Genomic DNA, 17,038 nt, shown 5'->3' on the forward strand with positions numbered 1-17,038 from the left:
CGCCTATTCGTCGAGCGCAAACTGGGGAAGCGACGCATCCTTGGCCGGACTGGCCGCATCTCGCGGACCGCGCTGAGCAAGGGTAGCTGCAGCAATGAGAGAATCGTGGCGCTCTGACGACAGTCGTTGCCAGCCCTCGCGACCGAGCAGTTCGATGGGCCGGTACCGGATCTTGTACTGCATCCGGTCGGACCCCTCGACCCAGTAGCCCAGATAGACATAGCCAAGCCCATCGGCGGCCGCGCGCCGGATGTGGTCGAGGATGATATAATTACCAAGACCCGTCCGCGCCTCATGCTCAGGGTCGTAGAACGAATAGATCATCGACAACCCGTCGCCCTGTCGGTCGGTAAGGCACGCACCGACAAGCCGGCCCGGTCTCAGCCCGTCCGAGGGCTCCCTGTATTCAACCACATAGCTGCTTACAGGCGTGTGTTCCACCATGTCCGCGTAATCGATTTCATCCATCGCAGCCATGCCGCCGCCGGGGTGACGCCGGCAGAGATAAGCGCGCAGCAGATCGAACTGTTCGCCGGTCGCCCACGGGCGGCATTCGGTCGCCACGAGGTCGCTGTTGCGCTTGAGGTTGCGCCGTTGGGTCGACGAGGGCGCGAATTCCTGCACCGGCACCCGAACCGAGATACACGCCTGGCAATCGAAACAGCTAGGCCGGTAAGCCACGGTCTGGCTGCGGCGAAAACCGATTCGCCCGAGTGCTTCGTTGAGCTGGTCCGCGTGCGGGCCCTTCAGCTCCGTGAACACCTTGCGCTCGCTACGCCCCGGCAGATAGGGGCACGGCGCGGGGCTCGTCACGAAGAAACGGGGAAAGCGAACGGGAGCCGTCACGGAAGTGCTCTGGTCCTCTCATGCGCCGCACGATTTGCGGCCTTGGGGCGTACCCACCGTATGCCTCGGCAAGCGCGGCGGTAAAACACCTTTAACCATCTATCGCGGTTAACGGAAACTTAGTTTGCACAGTTGCGAAATAGTTTCCGGGGTCACTTAGCCTAGCCTCGACGAGCTCGGAGGTCAGTTGAGCTCCACCTGGCTGACCGAATAGCCCTTGGCCCGCAACGCGGCGACCAGAGCATCGATCTGTTCACGGTCGCGTGCCTCGCATTCGATATCGGTGATCAGTCCCTTGGCCGGCAGCGTCGTGAATATCCTCTGGTGATAGATCTCGATGATGTTCACCGAATGCGCGTCGAACTCCTTCATCACCTTGTAGAGCGCACCGGGCCTGTCCTGCAGGGTGACGCGAAGCCGCGCCAGGCGGCCCGACCGCGCAAGATCGCGGAGCAGCACGTTGGCGAGCAGCCGCGTGTCGATGTTGCCGCCACACAGAACCAGCCCGAGCGTGCGACCCTTGAAGCGTTCGGGATGCGCCAGCACCGCGGCAAGCCCGGCGGCACCCGCGCCTTCGACCACGGTCTTCTCGATCTGGAGCAACAGGCTGACCGCACGCTCCAGCGCGTCTTCTTCCACCAACAGGATATCGTCCACGCGCTGGGCGATGACGCGCGAGGTAAATTCGCCCGGTTCCTTCACCGCGATACCTTCAGCCAGCGTGTCGCCGCCGCATTTGACCGGCACGCCGTTTATCCTGCCGTACATCGAGGGATAGAGCGCAGCCTCTACTCCGACGACCTCGATCGTAGGATGATGGTCTTTGGCGACGGTAGCCATGCCGGAAATCAGGCCGCCTCCGCCGATGGGAACGACGAGGCAGTCGATCTCCGGCGCATCCTCCAGCATTTCCAGAGCGACCGTGCCCGCTCCGGCTGCGACGTGCGGATCGTCGAACGGGTGGACGAAAGTAAGGCCCAGTTCGGTTTCCAGCTTTCGGGCGTGGGCATAGGCTTCGTCGAACGTCTCGCCCTCCAGCACGACTTTTCCGCCCACGCTTTCGGTCTGCATGATCTTCACGCTGGGCGTGGTACGCGGCATGACGATCGTGACGGGCACGCCGAGCCGGGTCCCGTGATAACTGAGCCCTTGAGAATGATTGCCCGCCGATGCCGCGATAACGCCGCGCGCGCGCTGTTCGTCGGTAAGTTGAAGCAGGGCGTTGAGCGCTCCGCGCTCCTTGTAGGCGGCGGTGAACTGCAGGTTTTCGAACTTGAGCCAGATCTCGGCGCCGGCGATCTTCGACAGAGTGATCGAATGCATCGTCGGAGTGCGCACGACGGCGCCCTCGATCCGCGCAGCGGCCGCGCGAACGTCGTCGATAGTCAGCGGAAGTGTGGCCGCCAGAGTTTCGGGCGAAGTGGTGGTGTGGTTCATCGTGCAGCCGCCCTAGGGGAAATGAGGCGGTGGGGAAACACGGCGCGTGTTCATTTGCATCACAGGGAAATTTGCCTAACCGATAGCGCCATGAAACCGCTTCACATCCTTCCGCTGCTTCTTCTCGCTGGTGCGAGTCCCGCCGTCGCCGACACGCTGGTCGACAATATCCAGGGGGTATCGGTCGACCGGGACGGCAAGGTGACCCGCTTTACCGGTATCTGGATCGATGACGATGGGCGGGTGAAGGAACTGCTCGATCGCCGGGACAAGCGTCCCCAAGGCACGGATTTCGCTGTCGACGGCAAGGGAGCGTACGTCATCCCCGGCCTCGTCGATTCGCATCTTCACGTCATGGGCATCGGCTTCGGCGCGCTGACGCTCGACCTTTCGGGGACCAGGTCGCTGGCCGAAGCACAGGCAGCCATCCGGGACTACGCGGCGAAGAACCCCGATCGCAAATGGATCGTCGGACGCGGCTGGAACCAGGAAACGTGGGGCCTCGGGCGGTTTCCGACCGCAGCCGAACTCGATGCCGTAGTCGCCGACCGTCCCGTGTTGATGGAACGGGTGGACGGCCACGCCCACTGGGCGAACAGCGCGGCACTGGCGGCGGCGGGAATTAACGCAACAACCGCCGACCCGGCGGGCGGGCGTATAGAACGGATCGCTGGCTCGCGCGCGCCGGCCGGGGTGCTGGTGGACAATGCGATGGGACTCATCGCATCGGCCGTCCCCGCACCTCGCCCTGACGACCGCGATCTTGCTCTCGCTAAGGCGCAGGAAATCCTCCTCGCCAACGGCATCACCGCAGCCGCCGACATGGGCACGACGATCGAGGACTGGCAGTCGATGCGCCGCGCAGGTGACGCTGGCTGGCTGCGCATGCGGATCATGGCCTATGCCGGCGGACCCGAAGCGATGGAACTTATAGGGGGCCCCGGCCCCTCCCCATGGCTTTACGAAGACAAGCTTCGGCTGAACGGGGTGAAGCTCTACATGGACGGCGCGCTCGGTTCGCGCGGAGCCTGGCTCAAGGCGCCCTACGCGGACGATCCGCGAAACACGGGGCTGCCCATCGTCAGCGGCACGCAGTTGCGGAACATCATGAGCCGAGCCGCGCTCGACAAGTTCCAGGTCGCGGTCCACGCCATCGGCGACCGCGGCAATGCCGAAGTGCTCAGCGCGATCGAGGAACTCGGCGAAACATACAAGGGCGATCGCCGCTGGCGGATCGAACACGCGCAGGTCGTTGACCCCGCGGACATCGCGCGATTCGGCAAGAGCGGGACGATCGCATCGATGCAGCCGGTGCACCAGACCTCGGATCGGCTGATGGCCGAAGCGCGCCTGGGCCCGTCGCGCCTGGCGGGAGCATATGCCTGGCGCAGCATCGACAATGGCGGCTCGATGCTGGTCTTCGGAACCGACGCCCCGGTCGAATCGTCCGATCCGTTCGCGGGTCTGGCTGCGGCGATCAGCCGTACCGGCCCCGACGGCCAGCCCTTCGGCGGTTGGTTCCCCGGCGAAACGGTTAGCCGCGAAGCCGCCTTGGCCGCCTATACGGCTGCGGGCGCGTATGCGGGCTTCGGCGAATCGCGCTTCGGTGAGATCAAACCCGGCCTCCCGGCCGATTTTGTCGTGCTGGACCGTGATCCCTTGCTCGCAACGCCCGAAGATCTGCGTCGCAGCAAGGTCCTGCAAACTTGGGTAGGGGGTGAACGGGTGTACATGGCCGGCACCACGGCGGCATCGGCGCCTGTGGGCCGGTAAGGCGATATTAACCTATCGCATGGCATTGCCGGTCGAAGGAAATCGGTCGCGACAATAATATCAATCGCTTGTGCTCAGGAACTCAATTCTAGTTACGTTGTTCGGGTGTAGCGGCTAAGGCTTTGACGCCCCAACCGTTGCCGAAAGGCATCTGTATGGTTTCAAAGGGCTCAATTGGCTGAAATTTTCGCATAATCCCGCCACAATCCGGGTTGCCTCTACGAAGGGGTTGCCTTAGGGGGGCGGGGACGAGATTGAAGAGATCCAGTCTTCGAGGAGAATGAATATGAAGATCCGCAACCTTGCTGCCGCCGCCGCAGCTCTTACGCTTGTAGCGGCCCCGGCGGTCGCTCAGGCTGCTCCGCAGCGCACTGCCGGTCCTGCCGAAGAAGGCAGCGAGATGGGTGGTTCGTCGTGGATCCTCGCGATCCTGGCGTTCGCTGCCATCATCGGCGCGATCGTTATCGCGGTCGACGGCGACGACGATCCGGTCAGCCCGTAAGGCTCTGACTTCCAGAATTAGAGAAACGGGGCCTGCGGGCCCCGTTTTTTTATGTGCGGTCCACGTGACTTCGTCCGTCCGCGCGATCTCTTGTTGGCAAGTCGGGAACGCGCGGTAAGGACAACGCCATGAATTCGTTCGGCGGCCAGTTCGACGCGACGCAACTTTCCAGGTGGATCCTGACCCGGGCCCACCCCGGTTGGCTGGGTCTTGCCTACCGGGATCACGGGCCCGACTGGTGCGAACTGGAATTGCCATGGCGGCCCGATCTCATCGGCGACGAGGCCCAGCCCGTCCTGGCCTCCGGGCCGATCATCAGCCTGCTGGACATGGCTGCGGGGATGGCGATCTGGGTTGCCAACGGCGAGTTCAAGCCGGTTGCGACCCTCGACCTTCGCGTCGACTACCTTCGGCCCTCGCGAGCGCATTCCTCTGTGATCGGACGCGTCACCTGCTACCGCCGCACCCGTTCCGCCGCCTTCGTTCGCGGCAGCGCGCACGATGGCGATCCTTCCGATCCGGTGGCGGAAATGACGGGCGTGTTCATGACGCTCGATCCTGCCCGCATGGTTGCGGCGTGACCGATTATCTCACCGCTTACGCCCGTTCGCTGGGAATAGTCGTGGCCGGGCAAGAGGGCGGTATGCCGCCGCTTCTGGCGCTGGAGTTTCGGCATGATCTCGAGGGCCGTCCGGGAGCCTGGCATGGCGGCGCCATTGCCGGTCTGCTCGAAACAGCGGGATATGCGGCGCTACGAAGCGCGCTGGTCGAAGCGGGGCGCGCGCCGCTGCTGAAGCCGATCAACGTGACGGTCCAGTATCTTTCCACTGGGCGCACGCGAACCAGCTTCGCGCGCGGCAGGATCGTTCGCCTGGGTCGGCGCAACGCCAATCTGTCGGTCGAGGCGTGGCAGGACGATCCAAACCGCCCCATCGCCAGCGCGGTGATGAACGTGCTGATGATCGACGACTGACCCGCTAACGCGGCGCCGAATTCGGCGGTTGGTCAGGCGGCGGCTGAGATGCCTGCCCCGGCTCGATCCGCACACCATCGCGATCGACCCGCAGATCGAGCGGCACGCCTTCTATATCCGTCGACACGGTCACGCCCTCTCCGCCGATCCGCACGCGCGAGCCGCGCCCGTCGATCGGAAACTCGGCGTCGGGGATCGAGCCGGGATCGGGCACGTCCATAGGTTCGACCGGGGTTCCGGGATCGTCCTGAACATCGGGAGCCGGCGCAGGGCGATTCGCAGCTCCGCCCAGCGCCTGAACCATGAAGTTTCGCCAAATGCGTGCGGGAACGCTGCCCCCGGTGATTCCGCCGAGCGGCGTGTTGTCGTCGTTGCCCACCCAGACGCCGACGACAAGATCGCCCGCGTAGCCGACGAACAACGCGTCGCGGTAGTCCTGACTGGTGCCGGTCTTCCCGTAGTTCGGGACCGAAAGCGATGCCGCCCGCCCAGTTCCGCGGTTGATGGCCGAACGCAGCATCTGCTCGATCTCGCCATGCGTCCGGCCGGACAGGCGATCGCGATTGCTCCAGTCCCACGCTTGGGCCAGCCAGCCGCGGTCCGGCTGCGCGAAGGCACGGGGAATCACCGGAAAGTCGTTCGCCGCGACCCCGGCATAGGCCGAGGTCAGTTCCAGCAGGGTCATCGTCGACGTGCCCAGCGCGAGGCTCGGGTCGCCCTCGGCCATCGGCGAGGTGACCCCAAGATCGCGCGCCGTTGCAATGACTTTTTCGCTGCCGACCGTCTGGAGCAGGCGCACGGCGGCTACGTTGCTCGACCGGGCAAAGGCATCTTCCAGCGTGATGCTCTCGGAATAGTTGCCTTGTGCGTTCTTGGGCCGATAGCCACCCGTGGTGATCGGGCGATTGTCGATCCGGTCCCCCGGCTCCATTCCCTCCCGAAGCGCGGCCAGCCAGACGAACAGCTTGAACGTGGAACCCGGCTGGCGGCGCGCCTGGGTCGCGCGGTTGAACGGCGACTTGGCGTAATCCTTGCCGCCGATCATCGCGACGACCTCGCCGTTGGGACGCATCGCGACGAGCGCGACCTGCGCGCCGCCCGGAACGCGCGAGGTCGCCCGCCGGGCGATAGCCTGCAGTCGCGAATCGAGCGTGGTGGTCAAAGTCTGCCCGCCATAGCCAGCCTCGGCCAACCGTCTGCCCTGCGGTAGCGCCCAGTCGGCGAAATAGGTGCCCGTCGGCAGGCTCGGCGCGGGGCGAACGTCGAGCCGCGGTGGGCGCATGGCAGCAGCTTCCGCAGGTGTCAGGTATCCGGCATCGACCATCGCCGCCTTGACCATCGCCATCCTGCGCGCCGCGCGGTCATAGTGCTTGGTGGGCGCGAATCGAGATGGCGCTTGGACAAGTCCTGCGAGCATCGCGGCCTGCTCGGGTCGCAGGCGTTCGGGCTGGCGGTAGAAGTAGTGCAGGCTTGCGGCCCGCAGGCCGTAGACGTTGTCTCCGAAATAGGCGTTCGACAGGTACCGTTCGAGTACCTCGTCCTTCGTCAGCCATGCTTCCAGCCAGAACGCGATCAGCATCTCGCGCGCCTTGCGGGTCAGTGTCTGTTCGGGCGTCAGGAACGTGAACTTGGCGAGTTGCTGGGTAATTGTCGATCCGCCGCCCACGCCCGTGAAAGCCGCTCGCGCAATGCCCCGCGGGTCGATGCCCCAGTGGGTATAGAAACGCCGGTCCTCGATGGCGAGGAAGGCCTCCACGACATGCGGCGGCAGCTTGGAAACCACCACCGGTTCGTCGATCACCGCGCCGTTTCGGGCAATCGGTGTTCCGTCGCTTGCCAGCAGCGTGAGCTGGGGTGGCGCGATCGGCTCGAGTGATTTGGATAGGGGAGCCGTGACGGCGAGCCATGCAACCACCAGCATGAAAATGCCCAGCAGCGCAGCGACACCACGAACGATCCACCAGCGCTTGCGGCGACCGAACCATGTTCGCTTGCCCGGGGTCTCGTCGCCGAGACGTCGGTCCCAGTCCTCGAACCGGTCGGCAACCGACGGTTCATCGCCATAAGCCTCGTGCAGCGCGAAGTAGCCCCCGTGAGGGCCTGGCTGCTCGATCGGTTTACGGCGAGACCAGAGATCGCGCGGCGACATCGCTAGTGTATTAGCAGGTCAATACAGCCTTGGCTAGTTCTTGCCGATGACGCTTTCGGGAAGGTCGACCCCGAAAACGCGCTGATAGTACTCGGCAACCAGTACCCTCTCGGCCTCGTCGCACTTGTTGAGGAAGGTCAGCCTGAAGGCGAAGCCCACGTCGCCGAAGATCGCCGCGTTCTGTGCCCAGGTGATGACGGTGCGCGGGCTCATGACGGTAGAGATGTCGCCGCCGATGAAGCCTTGCCGGGTCAGATCGGCGACCTTGACCATGTCGGCCACGACCTTGGGGTCGGTCTCAGGGCTCTTGGCCGACACGATCGATTGCTCGGTGTCGGCGGGCAGGTAATTGAGCGCCACGACCAAGTTCCAGCGGTCCATCTGGCCTTGGTTGATGGCCTGTGTGCCGTGATAAAGCCCGCTGGTATCTCCGAGGCCCACGGTGTTGGCGGTGGCGAACAGGCGGAAGTGCGGATCGGGCCGGATCACCCGGTTCTGATCTAGCAAGGTCAGCTTGCCCTGCTGTTCGAGCACGCGCTGGATCACAAACATCACGTCAGGGCGGCCCGCGTCGTATTCGTCGAACACCAGCGCCACGGGGTGCTGAAGCGCCCACGGCAACAGGCCTTCGCGAAACTCGGTCACCTGCAGCCCGTCGCGCAGCACGATCGCGTCGCGCCCGACCAGGTCGATACGGCTAATGTGGGCATCGAGGTTGATGCGGATGCACGGCCAGTTGAGTCGCGCCGCCACCTGCTCGATGTGGGTCGACTTGCCAGTGCCGTGATAGCCCTGGACCATCACGCGCCGGTCGAACGCGAAACCGGCGAGAATGGCGAGGGTCGTGTCCGGGTCGAAGACGTAACCTTCGTCGATATCGGGAACGCGCGAGTCCGCTTTCGAGAAAGCGGGTACCTGCCAATCGACGTTCACGCCGAACACCTCGCGCGCGTTGACGGTGGTGTCTGGCGCAGCAAGCACTGTGCGCTGGTTGGTCTCGAGTGCGTCGGTCATGTCGTTCATCGCGCGCGGCGTAGACGCGTGCGCGAGGGGCCGCAACGCTAATTAGACTTGGCGTCGCAGTAGCGCGGCGACGGTCAGGTTAGCTGGGCCAAGCCTACCCATAGGTAGGCGAGTCGATTGACTACTCTTGACAAAACCTACTAGTAGGTAGGTTCATGAAAACATCCCGCCATCGCCTGCTCGAGATCGGCAGGGAAATCGTTTGCAAGCAAGGGTTTGGCGGCCTGAGTTTTGGCGCACTGGCGCTACGCGCGGGAATTCGCAAGGCCAGCGTCCACCACCATTTTCCTGCCAAGGCCGATTTCGGCGCAGCCTTGATTGCACTCGAAACCGAAGCACTGACAAGCGCTCTTGCCGCGGCGGAAGGGGACACGCGCCGTGGTTATCTGGCGATGAGGGAGTTCCTGCGGGAAAGGCGCGAGCAGTCGGGGGGAGGCACGGCACTCGATCTTCTCACTTCCCTGTCCGCCGATGCGCCGACGCTCGAAAAGGAATCCCGGACCGCTTTGGCCAGTGCCCGCGAACTGGTCGTGCGGCGGATCGCGGCGATCCTCCAGACGGGAAGACGCGACCGGACGATCGCCGTGGCCGGGGACATCGAGGAAGAAGCCCGCGCGGTCTTGTCGCAGGTGGAAGGCGCGCAGATCGCCGCGCGCGCGGCTGGCGACATCGCCGTGTTCGACCGTACGTTGGCCACGCTGGAGAAGCGCACGGCCGCCCACTGACGCATCGGGCACAATGCGCTATGCCCTTCGCGATGCTGCCACCCTCGCCCGCCGAACTCGTCCGCCGCCGCATCGTCGGCAAGGTGCGCGCGACGTTCAACGACGTGGCGGCAGGCCAGCAGCCGGTGGCGATCAGCGACGATGCATTGTTCGAACGCGATTCTCCCATTCGCATGGTCCATTCGGGCGTCGTGTCGATGATGGTAGGCGGCATCCGCTCGCTGCTGTTGCAGATGCTCCATCCGCATGCGCTCCAGGGCGTGCTCGACCACTCCGATTTCCGTGCGGACATGCATGGCCGGCTTCGCCGCACGGCCCGCTTCATCGCCCTGACAACCTTTGCCCATCGCGACGCAGCGATGACGGCAATCGACCGCGTCAATCGCATCCATACACGCGTGACCGGCACACTGCCCGATGGAACGACGTATTCCGCGACAAATCCGCGCACCCTGGCGTGGGTGCACGTGACCGAGGCGTCGAGCTTCCTCGAAGCCTATCTCGCGTACGTCCGCCCGGCGATGCCGCTGGCCGAGCAAGACGCGTATTTCCGGCAGTTTGCGACGATCGCCCGCGCGCTCGGAGCCGACCCCGTGCCCGAGACCCGCGCCGAGGCCGAGGCGCTCATGCTCGATCTGCGCGGCGACCTGGTCCCTAGCGAGGCGGCCCGCGAGGTCGCCCGCCTGGTGCTCTCGCAACGACCGGATGGCACGCCGGTCGCGATCCAGCGCGCGCTGGGCACTTCGGCAGTCGATCTACTACCGGCTTACGCCCGCACCATGCTGGACCTCCAGCGTCCGGGAGCGACAGCCCTGCCCGCGCGGTTGGCAACACGGACCATGTCCGAAGGACTGCGCTGGGCGTTCCGCCAGCGATAGAGGTGGACGTCAGGTCAGCGGCGGAGGAAGGCTGAACATCGCGACGTAGCGCATGGCGAGATCGCGGTCCCCTTCGATCACAAGGCCCGCCTCCCGTTCGAGATCAGCCCAGGGCACACCGGCGTAGATTCCGCCCGCGATAATCGCCGCGTCGTTCGCAAGAAAGACCGCATCCGCGCCCTGCACGTCGCCCCGCCGGATTGGCAGTCCGCCGGGCCCCGGTTCAGCAACGAATCTCTCTTCACCGATGACGAAGCCGACTCGCCCGCGCAGCCCCGGTAACATCGCTCTATCCACCATGGCCCGCATCGACAGCATCAGCGAGGCGGCAGACAGCGGCAACGTGGGATCGTGCGCGCTCGACTGCGCTGCCCACCGCCCAGCTTCCTGGATCAGCGGTTCTGCCGCGTATCCGAACGCGGTGAGTTCATAGACCTGCGCGCTGGCTGGCGGCGGAAGACGGCGGCGAACGAGCACACCCGATTGCTCGAGCGATTCCAGACGCTCGGTCAACACCTTGGCCGAAATTCCGGGCAGGTTGGCGCGGATGTCGGAAAAGCGCCTTCCTCCAAACATAAGCTCGCGCACGATTAGCAGCGACCAACGTTCGCCGATCAGTTCCATCGCGAACGCCGTGCCGCACGCGTCGCCATACCAGCGACCATGTTGCTGGGAGCTTGAAGTTTCTTTTGGTAACTTCATAGTTGCTTTTGGTAACCTTGCGTGAGAACAATGGCAAGTTCGATTCGCGGCCTTTGGAGAGGAGTGCCCGCCATGGCGCAGATGATCTTCGTAAATCTCCCGGTCGCCGACCTGCCCAGATCCAAGGCTTTCTACGAGGCGATCGGGTTCGCGAATGAACCGAAGTTCACCGACGATACCGCCGCGGCAATGCAGCTTAGCGAAACCATCGTGGTGATGTTGCTGACGCACGCTCGGTGGAAGGATTTTACGGCAAAGGAAATTCCAGACGCGAAGCGAAGCGCCCAAGTCATGAACGCGCTCAGCCGCGAAAGTCGGCAGGACGTCGACGCACAGGTCGATGCCGCAGTTCGCGCGGGCGGGGTCGCCGACTGCAATCCGGTCCAGGACCACGGTTTCATGTACGGGCGCAGCTTCGAGGATCCCGACGGCCATATCTGGGAAACGTTCTGGATGGACCCGGCAGCGGCCGAACATGGACCCGGCGACCAATCTGCCGAAGCGGACGCATAGTCGCGTGTCGATGCTCGATCCGGCAGCCCAGATCGAAATCGTCGCCTTCGAATGGGTACCCGATTTCGCGCAGGGCCATGTCCGCGATCTGCGCCCGCGCTGGGCCTGCGAGGAAGCCGGCCTTCCCTATCGTGAGCGCCTGATCTCCGTGATGGACAAGCCCGCGTGGTATTTCGACGAGCAACCGTGGGGCCAGGTCCCCGCGCTGCGCCACGGCGACCTGCACGTTTTCGAAAGCGGTGCGACGCTGCTTCACCTCGGCGAGAAAAGCGAAACCCTGCTCCCACGCGACGCGGCGAGGCGCAGCGAGGCGATTTCCTGGCTGTTCGCGGCGTTCAACACCGTCGAACCGCCGCTGATGGAATACGGCAATGTCACGCTCTTCGCTGCCGGGGAGGAATGGGCGAAGCTGCGATTGCCGAGCCTTGAGGCTTTTATCCGCACTAGGCTCGCCCCGCTCGAAAGGCGGCTCGCGACCAGCGAATGGTTGGGCGAGGCTCTCACCATTGCCGACATCGCGATGGTCTCGGCATTGCGCGCGCTCGAAGACAGCGACCTTCTGGCCGAGCATTCGGCCACCTTCGCCTATGTCGAACGGGGAAAAGCCAGACCCGCGTTTCAGCGGGCGATCGCCGACCAACTCGCCGCCTTCGCGCGGCATCCGCAACCACAGATGGAAGGAGCCTGACCCATGTACATCAACGGATTTCTCGTCCCCGTGCCCGAAGGCGCGAAGGAACAGTACCGCGAGATCTCGGAGAAATTCTGGGAGATCGCCAAGGACTACGGCGCACTCAGCCACGTCGAGGCATGGGAAGCGGACATCAAGGACGGTCAATGGACCGACTTCCGCAAGGCGGTCGATCTCAAGGAGGGCGAGAAAGTCGTGTTCTCGTGGATGACTTGGCCGGACAAGGAAACCGCCGATGCCAGCGAGGCCAAGATCATGGCCGACGAGCGGATGAAGGAGTGGGGTGACGGATCCGACATGCCGTTCGACGGCAAGCGGATGGTGTTCGGCGGCTTCGAACCGCTGATGTGGAAGGAAGCCTGACCGATGGCCGCCCCGACCGATCGCGGCGCGTTCATCTGGTACGAACTGATGACCCCGGACCCGGACGCGGCGAAGGCATTCTACGATCCGGTCGTGGGTTGGTCGGTGCAGTCGGAGGGCATGGCGCTGCCCACCGGATCGACCTACCGGATGATCGGCCGTAGCGATGGAAAGCATGCGGGCGGCGTGCTCGGGATGTCGCAGGACATGATAGATCACGGCGGCAAGCCGGGATGGATCGGCTACATCCACGCGCCCGATGTCGATGCAACGGCTGAGCGGGTAACCGCATCGGGCGGCGCGGTCCACCTGCCTCCGATGGACATGCCCGGCGTGGGACGGATGGCGATGGTCGCCGATCCGTGGGGCGCGACGTTCTACCTGATGGCGCCCACCCCGCCCGCCGACGAGCCCGATGCGACCAGCGATGTCTGGTCAGCCGACAAACCTCAACACATGCGCTGGAACGAGCTGCGGACAGCCGATCCTGCAGGTGCAGTCGCGCTCTATTCCGACCTTTTCGGCTGGCGACAGGAAGGCTCGATGCCGATGGGCGACCTTGGCGAGTACCTGTTCGTCCAGCATGGAGAGCAGATGATCGGCGCGATCATGCCGGAGATGCCGCAGGCTCCGGGATCGGTATGGTCGTTCTACATCGGGGCGGACGACATCGACCGCGCCGCCCGGGCGGCGACCGATGGCGGCGGCACTCTCGCGAGCGATATCATCCAGATACCCGGCGGCGAGTATTCGGTGGAATGCATCGACCCCCAAGGCGCGGCCTTCGGCCTCGTCGGGCCGCGGAAGGAGTGAAACCATGCCGGCGAAGAACACGATCTGCCTATGGTACGAGGGAGGCGCGCGCGAGGCGGCGGAATTCTATGCCTCGGTCTTTCCCGACAGCACGGTTTCCGCGGTCCACACCGCACCGGGCGACTTTCCCAGCGGACAAGCGGGAGACGAACTGACGGTCGACTTCACGGTGTGTGGGATTCCGTGCCTCGGCCTCAACGGCGGACCCAACTTTCCCCAGACCGAAGCCTTCAGCTTTCAGATCATGACCGAAGACCAGGCGGAAACGGATCGCTACTGGAACGCCATCGTCGGCAACGGCGGCAGCGAAAGCGCCTGCGGCTGGTGCAAGGACAGGTGGGGCGTCAACTGGCAGATCACGCCGCGCACCCTGACCGAAGCGATGGCGGCAGGCGGGGACGAAGCCAAGCGCGCGTTCGACGCCATGATGACAATGCACAAAATCGACGTGGCAGCGATCGATGTCGCCCGCAAAGGAGACTGACTCCATGCTACGCAAGATAACCGGTGCCGCCTTCATATCGGTCGACGGCGTCGTGCAGGCTCCAGGCGGTCCGACCGAAGATCCAACCGGCGGATTCGACCAGGGCGGCTGGGTCTTCAAGCTCTGGGATCCGGGTATCGAGGAAACGCTGGGCGCGCTGTTCTCGGGCGAGTACGACCTGCTGCTCGGCCGGCGCACTTACGATATATTTGCAGCCTACTGGCCCTATGCCGAGGAGCCCGAGAACCAGCCGATGCGCGAGGCGTTCGACCGCGCCAACAAATATGTGCTCACCCGCGGCGCCCAGCGGCTCGAGTGGCAGAACAGCCACAGGATGACGGGCGTCGAAGATGTCGCCCGGATCAAGGCGCAGGACGGTGCGAAAATCATCATCCAGGGATCGAGCACGATCTACCCCGCGTTGCTCGAGGCGGGGCTGATCGACGAATTGATCCTGATGACCTTCCCTGTGGTGCTGGGTCACGGCAAGCGTCTGTTCGGGGAAGGTACCTCTACCGGCAAGCTTGAACTGGCCGAAAGCCGGGTAACCGAGGCAGGCACGGTCATCGCCACCTATCGCCCCGGCGGATCGCTGCCACCTTATCCGCAGCAGCCACCGATCGGTGCGATGAGCGACCGCGAAGTCGAGCGTCAGCGCAAGATGGCCGAAGGAATCTGGTGATGCTCGCGCTCTACGGCCACCCGTTCTCGAGCTACACATGGAAGGCGCTGATCCCGCTCTATGCGAACGAAACCGCGTTCGAATTTCGCGATCTCGGTAGCGGCAATCCAGACTTCGGGGCGTTCGTCGCCGCAGAGCACCCGGCAGGCAAGTTTCCCATTCTCGTCGACGGCGAGACCACGATCGTCGAGGCGACGGCCATCATCGAGTACCTCGCCGTGCATCAACCGGGTCCGGCTCCGCTGATTCCCGAAAATCCGGCGGATGCCGTGACCGCGCGGATGCTCGACCGGGTGTTCGACAATTACGTGATGGCGTCGATGAACCGCGTGGTCGCGGCGCATTTCGTCGAGCGCGACAACGGCATGTCCGGCCTGCGCGACCCAGACCCCGACGAAGTGTCCAAGGGCAAGGCCGGTCTGCTGCGCGCCTATCGCTGGCTGGAGGACTGGCTGTCGGCCAACCCGCCTGTCCCGCACGTAAGCCTGGTCACCTGCGCGGCGGCGCCGAGCCTGTTCTACGCCGACTGGGTCGAGCCCATCCCGACCGATTGCCCGCGCCTCGTTTCGCTGCGTGCCGAACTGCTTGCCTTGCCGGCCGTGGCGCGTTGCGTCGAGGATGCGCGCCCCTATCGATCGTACTTTCCTCCCGGCGCCCCCGATCGCGATTGACGCCTGTCGATGTTCCGGCAATGTTCCCTCTCACGATTCGTTCGGGGAGAGCCACCATGGGATCACGCGAAGGCGGCTGCGCCTGCGGAACCGTCCGCTTCCGGCTGACCGACGATCCCATCGTCGTCCACTGCTGCCATTGCCGATCATGCCAGCGCGAGAGCGGGTCGGCCTTCGCACTCAACGCCGTGATCGAAGCCGATAGCGTCGAACTGGTGTCCGGGGCTCCCGAGCGGATCGATACGCCTTCCGACAGCGGCAAGGGTCAGGCGGTGTTCCGCTGCCCCGTATGCAAGGTTGCGCTTTGGAGCCACTACGCCGGGGTGGGCGCAAAGGCCGATTTCATCCGTGTCGGCGCGCTCGACGATCCGGACGCATTCCCGCCGAATGTCCACATCTTTACCGCCAGCAAGCAACCGTGGGTCGCACTGCCAATGGATGCCGAGGCGTTTGCAGCGTACTATTCCGGCAAGGATGTGGTGCGGCTCTACGGCGAGAACAACGCCGCGCGTTGGCGCGCATTGCGGAAGGGCTGATATGGCCGAATACACGTTTTACACCAACCCGATGAGCCGCGGGCAGATCGCCCGCTGGGCGCTGCACGAAGCCGGTGCGGATTACGAACAGGTGCTGCTGGAATACGGCGCCTCGATGGCGGGGCCGGAGTTCCGCGCGATCAACCCGATGGGCAAGGTGCCGACTCTGGTCCACCACCACGGCGATCACGACCACGTCGTGACCGAAGGCGCCGCGATCTGCCATTACCTGGCCGAAGCGGCCGCCCCTGCTCTGCTGCCGGACGCACACGAAAGGGCGAGCTACTTCCGCTGGCTGTTCTTCGGCGCGGGCCCACTCGAACAAGCGGTCGTTGCCCGCACGATGGGCTGGGAAGTCGGCGAAGAACGGGAGATGATGGCGGGATTCGGCAATTACGACCGGACCATCGATGCGCTCGCCGGGTGGTTCGACAACCGCGACTTCGTATGCGACGATCGTTTCACCATGGCCGATATCTATGTCGGGAGCCAGGTGGATTGGGGCCTGCAGTTCGGCACGATCCCGACCAGGCCGTCGTTCGAAGCCTACGCCGCCCGCCTCCGCACCCGCGATGCGTACCGTGCTGCGCGATCCATTGATGCCAAGCTAATCGCCGAAGCGCAGGCCTGAACCTCGTCAGGCCAGCGCCGTGCTTTTCCTGAGTAGCTGATAGGCTTCCACCACCCGCGTCAGGCGGTCTTCGTGACGGCGGTCGCCGCCATTCCGGTCTGGATGATAGCGCCGGACGAGTTCCGAATAGCGGCGGCGCAGCCCGGCGCGGTCGATGTCCGCAGACAGGTCCATGGTCGCGAGCGCAGCCTGCTCGTCGCGGGTGAAGCGTGCCGCGTGGACGTTGCCCTGCGCCCGCTGGCGGATGTCGGCCGCGCGCGCTCCGATCGCGTCGAGCGGATCGGCAAAGTCGGCCCAGCGCGGCGCGCCACCCACCCCCGCATCGGCGCGAAAGGCGCGCGTCGTGCTCGAATTGGCCCACCCGGCGGCGGGGTGCTGTGCGGCGACGATTTCTTCGGCGCTCATCCCAGTGAAGAAGTTGTAGCGCGCGTTGAATTCGCGCACGTGATCGAGGCAGAACCACAACCATTCGCCCGGTCCGTCGAACCCGGGCGCGCGCGGTCCGGGCGCGCGGAATTGGCCGGGCTCGTCGCACCCGGGGGCCTGGCATTGCTGGATGCGGTCGTCGTGCCGCCCGTGGAATCTCATCGACCGCATTGGGCCGGAGGTGGGCATGGACAAGCGGTGTCGCAACCCCCAAGAAACG

At 64.7% G+C, this 17,038-nt stretch carries 21 protein-coding genes; 15 read left to right on the forward strand and 6 right to left on the reverse strand.

The features are described 5' to 3' along the window. Positions 1–3: 3 nt before the first annotated feature. Together AR323_RS10410 and AR323_RS10415 are read right to left on the reverse strand one after the other, a co-directional pair. Positions 4–846, reverse strand: coding sequence for an arginyltransferase (locus AR323_RS10410; protein WP_057883915.1), 843 nt, complete (start codon positions 844–846; stop codon positions 4–6). A gap of 183 nt (positions 847–1,029) precedes the next feature. Continuing rightward, complete coding sequence (locus tag AR323_RS10415; protein WP_057883916.1) at positions 1,030–2,283, reverse strand: threonine ammonia-lyase; 1,254 nt, start codon at positions 2,281–2,283, stop codon at positions 1,030–1,032. A 90-nt stretch (positions 2,284–2,373) separates the two neighbouring features. Here AR323_RS10415 and AR323_RS10420 point away from each other — a divergent pair, with 90 nt between their 5' ends. The 4 genes from AR323_RS10420 (at position 2,374) to AR323_RS10435 (ending at position 5,531) form a co-directional block, all read left to right on the forward strand. Further along, positions 2,374–4,056 (forward strand): amidohydrolase, encoded by a 1,683-nt coding sequence (locus tag AR323_RS10420; RefSeq protein WP_057883917.1) that lies wholly within the window; start codon positions 2,374–2,376, stop codon positions 4,054–4,056. A 286-nt stretch (positions 4,057–4,342) separates the two neighbouring features. After that, the gene (locus tag AR323_RS10425) at positions 4,343–4,558 is read left to right on the forward strand and encodes a hypothetical protein (RefSeq protein WP_057883918.1); all 216 of its coding nucleotides are present in this window, start codon (positions 4,343–4,345) and stop codon (positions 4,556–4,558) included. A gap of 128 nt (positions 4,559–4,686) precedes the next feature. Continuing rightward, positions 4,687–5,139, forward strand: a complete 453-nt coding sequence (locus tag AR323_RS10430; RefSeq protein ID WP_057883919.1) for a PaaI family thioesterase — start codon at positions 4,687–4,689, stop codon at positions 5,137–5,139. Further along, complete coding sequence (locus AR323_RS10435) at positions 5,136–5,531, forward strand: PaaI family thioesterase (protein WP_235510549.1); 396 nt, start codon at positions 5,136–5,138, stop codon at positions 5,529–5,531. The genes AR323_RS10430 and AR323_RS10435 overlap by 4 nt, the downstream gene beginning before the upstream one ends. 4 nt (positions 5,532–5,535) lie before the next feature. On the opposite strand, the gene AR323_RS10440 is transcribed toward AR323_RS10435, so the two are convergent. Next, complete coding sequence (locus tag AR323_RS10440) at positions 5,536–7,680, reverse strand: transglycosylase domain-containing protein (RefSeq protein WP_057883920.1); 2,145 nt, start codon at positions 7,678–7,680, stop codon at positions 5,536–5,538. A gap of 33 nt (positions 7,681–7,713) precedes the next feature. Continuing rightward, positions 7,714–8,703, reverse strand: coding sequence for a cobaltochelatase subunit CobS (cobS, locus tag AR323_RS10445; protein ID WP_200956698.1), 990 nt, complete (start codon positions 8,701–8,703; stop codon positions 7,714–7,716). 155 nt (positions 8,704–8,858) lie between these two features. On the opposite strand from cobS, the gene AR323_RS10450 reads away from it, so the two are divergent. Both AR323_RS10450 and AR323_RS10455 read left to right on the forward strand, forming a co-directional pair. Further along, entirely contained in the window at positions 8,859–9,428 is a 570-nt protein-coding gene (locus AR323_RS10450) for a TetR/AcrR family transcriptional regulator (RefSeq protein WP_057883921.1), read from the forward strand. A 32-nt stretch (positions 9,429–9,460) separates the two neighbouring features. Then, on the forward strand, positions 9,461–10,306 hold the full coding sequence (locus AR323_RS10455; protein WP_235510555.1) for an oxygenase MpaB family protein: 846 nt from the start codon (positions 9,461–9,463) through the stop codon (positions 10,304–10,306). A gap of 9 nt (positions 10,307–10,315) precedes the next feature. Here AR323_RS10455 and AR323_RS10460 read toward each other — a convergent pair whose 3' ends face one another. Continuing rightward, a complete protein-coding gene (locus AR323_RS10460) occupies positions 10,316–11,008 on the reverse strand; it encodes a winged helix-turn-helix transcriptional regulator (RefSeq protein WP_057883923.1) in 693 nt (230 codons plus the stop codon). Between the two features lie 72 nt (positions 11,009–11,080). On the opposite strand from AR323_RS10460, the gene AR323_RS10465 reads away from it, so the two are divergent. From AR323_RS10465 to AR323_RS10505, 9 genes are read left to right on the forward strand one after another with little or no spacing between them, the layout of a single operon-like run. After that, the gene (locus AR323_RS10465) at positions 11,081–11,521 is read left to right on the forward strand and encodes a VOC family protein (protein ID WP_057883924.1); all 441 of its coding nucleotides are present in this window, start codon (positions 11,081–11,083) and stop codon (positions 11,519–11,521) included. A gap of 10 nt (positions 11,522–11,531) precedes the next feature. Next, positions 11,532–12,209 (forward strand): glutathione S-transferase family protein, encoded by a 678-nt coding sequence (locus AR323_RS10470; protein WP_057884114.1) that lies wholly within the window; start codon positions 11,532–11,534, stop codon positions 12,207–12,209. Positions 12,210–12,212: 3 nt separating this feature from the next. Then, complete coding sequence (locus tag AR323_RS10475; protein ID WP_057883925.1) at positions 12,213–12,575, forward strand: DUF1428 domain-containing protein; 363 nt, start codon at positions 12,213–12,215, stop codon at positions 12,573–12,575. Between the two features lie 3 nt (positions 12,576–12,578). After that, positions 12,579–13,388 (forward strand): VOC family protein, encoded by an 810-nt coding sequence (locus AR323_RS10480; protein WP_057883926.1) that lies wholly within the window; start codon positions 12,579–12,581, stop codon positions 13,386–13,388. 4 nt (positions 13,389–13,392) lie between these two features. Further along, entirely contained in the window at positions 13,393–13,872 is a 480-nt protein-coding gene (locus tag AR323_RS10485; protein WP_057883927.1) for a VOC family protein, read from the forward strand. Between the two features lie 4 nt (positions 13,873–13,876). Continuing rightward, a complete protein-coding gene (locus AR323_RS10490) occupies positions 13,877–14,554 on the forward strand; it encodes a dihydrofolate reductase family protein (protein WP_057883928.1) in 678 nt (225 codons plus the stop codon). Beyond that, positions 14,554–15,225, forward strand: coding sequence for a glutathione S-transferase family protein (locus tag AR323_RS10495; RefSeq protein ID WP_321164547.1), 672 nt, complete (start codon positions 14,554–14,556; stop codon positions 15,223–15,225). Before AR323_RS10490 ends, AR323_RS10495 begins: the two co-directional genes overlap by 1 nt. A 56-nt stretch (positions 15,226–15,281) precedes the next feature. Then, entirely contained in the window at positions 15,282–15,761 is a 480-nt protein-coding gene (locus tag AR323_RS10500) for a GFA family protein (RefSeq protein WP_057883930.1), read from the forward strand. Position 15,762: 1 nt separating this feature from the next. Continuing rightward, positions 15,763–16,392, forward strand: a complete 630-nt coding sequence (locus AR323_RS10505; protein WP_057883931.1) for a glutathione S-transferase family protein — start codon at positions 15,763–15,765, stop codon at positions 16,390–16,392. 6 nt (positions 16,393–16,398) lie between these two features. On the opposite strand, the gene AR323_RS10510 is transcribed toward AR323_RS10505, so the two are convergent. Beyond that, the gene (locus AR323_RS10510; RefSeq protein WP_057883932.1) at positions 16,399–16,989 is read right to left on the reverse strand and encodes a J domain-containing protein; all 591 of its coding nucleotides are present in this window, start codon (positions 16,987–16,989) and stop codon (positions 16,399–16,401) included. Positions 16,990–17,038 lie beyond the last annotated feature (49 nt).

Origin of the sequence: Tsuneonella troitsensis (assembly GCF_001441535.1) — a bacterium.
Taxonomy (GTDB): Bacteria; Pseudomonadota; Alphaproteobacteria; order Sphingomonadales; family Sphingomonadaceae; genus Tsuneonella; species Tsuneonella troitsensis.

Excerpts from the sequence above, each read along its gene's own strand:
- AR323_RS10415 (WP_057883916.1), bottom strand. The coding sequence starts at position 2,283 with ATGAACCACACCACCACTTCGCCCGAAACTCTGGCGGCCACACTTCCG.
- AR323_RS10420 (WP_057883917.1), top strand. The coding sequence starts at position 2,374 with ATGAAACCGCTTCACATCCTTCCGCTGCTTCTTCTCGCTGGTGCGAGT.
- AR323_RS10425 (WP_057883918.1), top strand. The coding sequence starts at position 4,343 with ATGAAGATCCGCAACCTTGCTGCCGCCGCCGCAGCTCTTACGCTTGTA.
- AR323_RS10430 (WP_057883919.1), top strand. The coding sequence starts at position 4,687 with ATGAATTCGTTCGGCGGCCAGTTCGACGCGACGCAACTTTCCAGGTGG.
- AR323_RS10440 (WP_057883920.1), bottom strand. The coding sequence starts at position 7,680 with ATGTCGCCGCGCGATCTCTGGTCTCGCCGTAAACCGATCGAGCAGCCA.
- cobS (WP_200956698.1), bottom strand. The coding sequence starts at position 8,703 with ATGAACGACATGACCGACGCACTCGAGACCAACCAGCGCACAGTGCTT.
- AR323_RS10450 (WP_057883921.1), top strand. The coding sequence starts at position 8,859 with ATGAAAACATCCCGCCATCGCCTGCTCGAGATCGGCAGGGAAATCGTT.
- AR323_RS10455 (WP_235510555.1), top strand. The coding sequence starts at position 9,461 with ATGCTGCCACCCTCGCCCGCCGAACTCGTCCGCCGCCGCATCGTCGGC.
- AR323_RS10460 (WP_057883923.1), bottom strand. The coding sequence starts at position 11,008 with ATGAAGTTACCAAAAGAAACTTCAAGCTCCCAGCAACATGGTCGCTGG.
- AR323_RS10465 (WP_057883924.1), top strand. The coding sequence starts at position 11,081 with ATGGCGCAGATGATCTTCGTAAATCTCCCGGTCGCCGACCTGCCCAGA.
- AR323_RS10470 (WP_057884114.1), top strand. The coding sequence starts at position 11,532 with ATGCTCGATCCGGCAGCCCAGATCGAAATCGTCGCCTTCGAATGGGTA.
- AR323_RS10475 (WP_057883925.1), top strand. The coding sequence starts at position 12,213 with ATGTACATCAACGGATTTCTCGTCCCCGTGCCCGAAGGCGCGAAGGAA.
- AR323_RS10480 (WP_057883926.1), top strand. The coding sequence starts at position 12,579 with ATGGCCGCCCCGACCGATCGCGGCGCGTTCATCTGGTACGAACTGATG.
- AR323_RS10485 (WP_057883927.1), top strand. The coding sequence starts at position 13,393 with ATGCCGGCGAAGAACACGATCTGCCTATGGTACGAGGGAGGCGCGCGC.
- AR323_RS10490 (WP_057883928.1), top strand. The coding sequence starts at position 13,877 with ATGCTACGCAAGATAACCGGTGCCGCCTTCATATCGGTCGACGGCGTC.
- AR323_RS10495 (WP_321164547.1), top strand. The coding sequence starts at position 14,554 with ATGCTCGCGCTCTACGGCCACCCGTTCTCGAGCTACACATGGAAGGCG.
- AR323_RS10500 (WP_057883930.1), top strand. The coding sequence starts at position 15,282 with ATGGGATCACGCGAAGGCGGCTGCGCCTGCGGAACCGTCCGCTTCCGG.
- AR323_RS10505 (WP_057883931.1), top strand. The coding sequence starts at position 15,763 with ATGGCCGAATACACGTTTTACACCAACCCGATGAGCCGCGGGCAGATC.
- AR323_RS10510 (WP_057883932.1), bottom strand. The coding sequence starts at position 16,989 with ATGCGGTCGATGAGATTCCACGGGCGGCACGACGACCGCATCCAGCAA.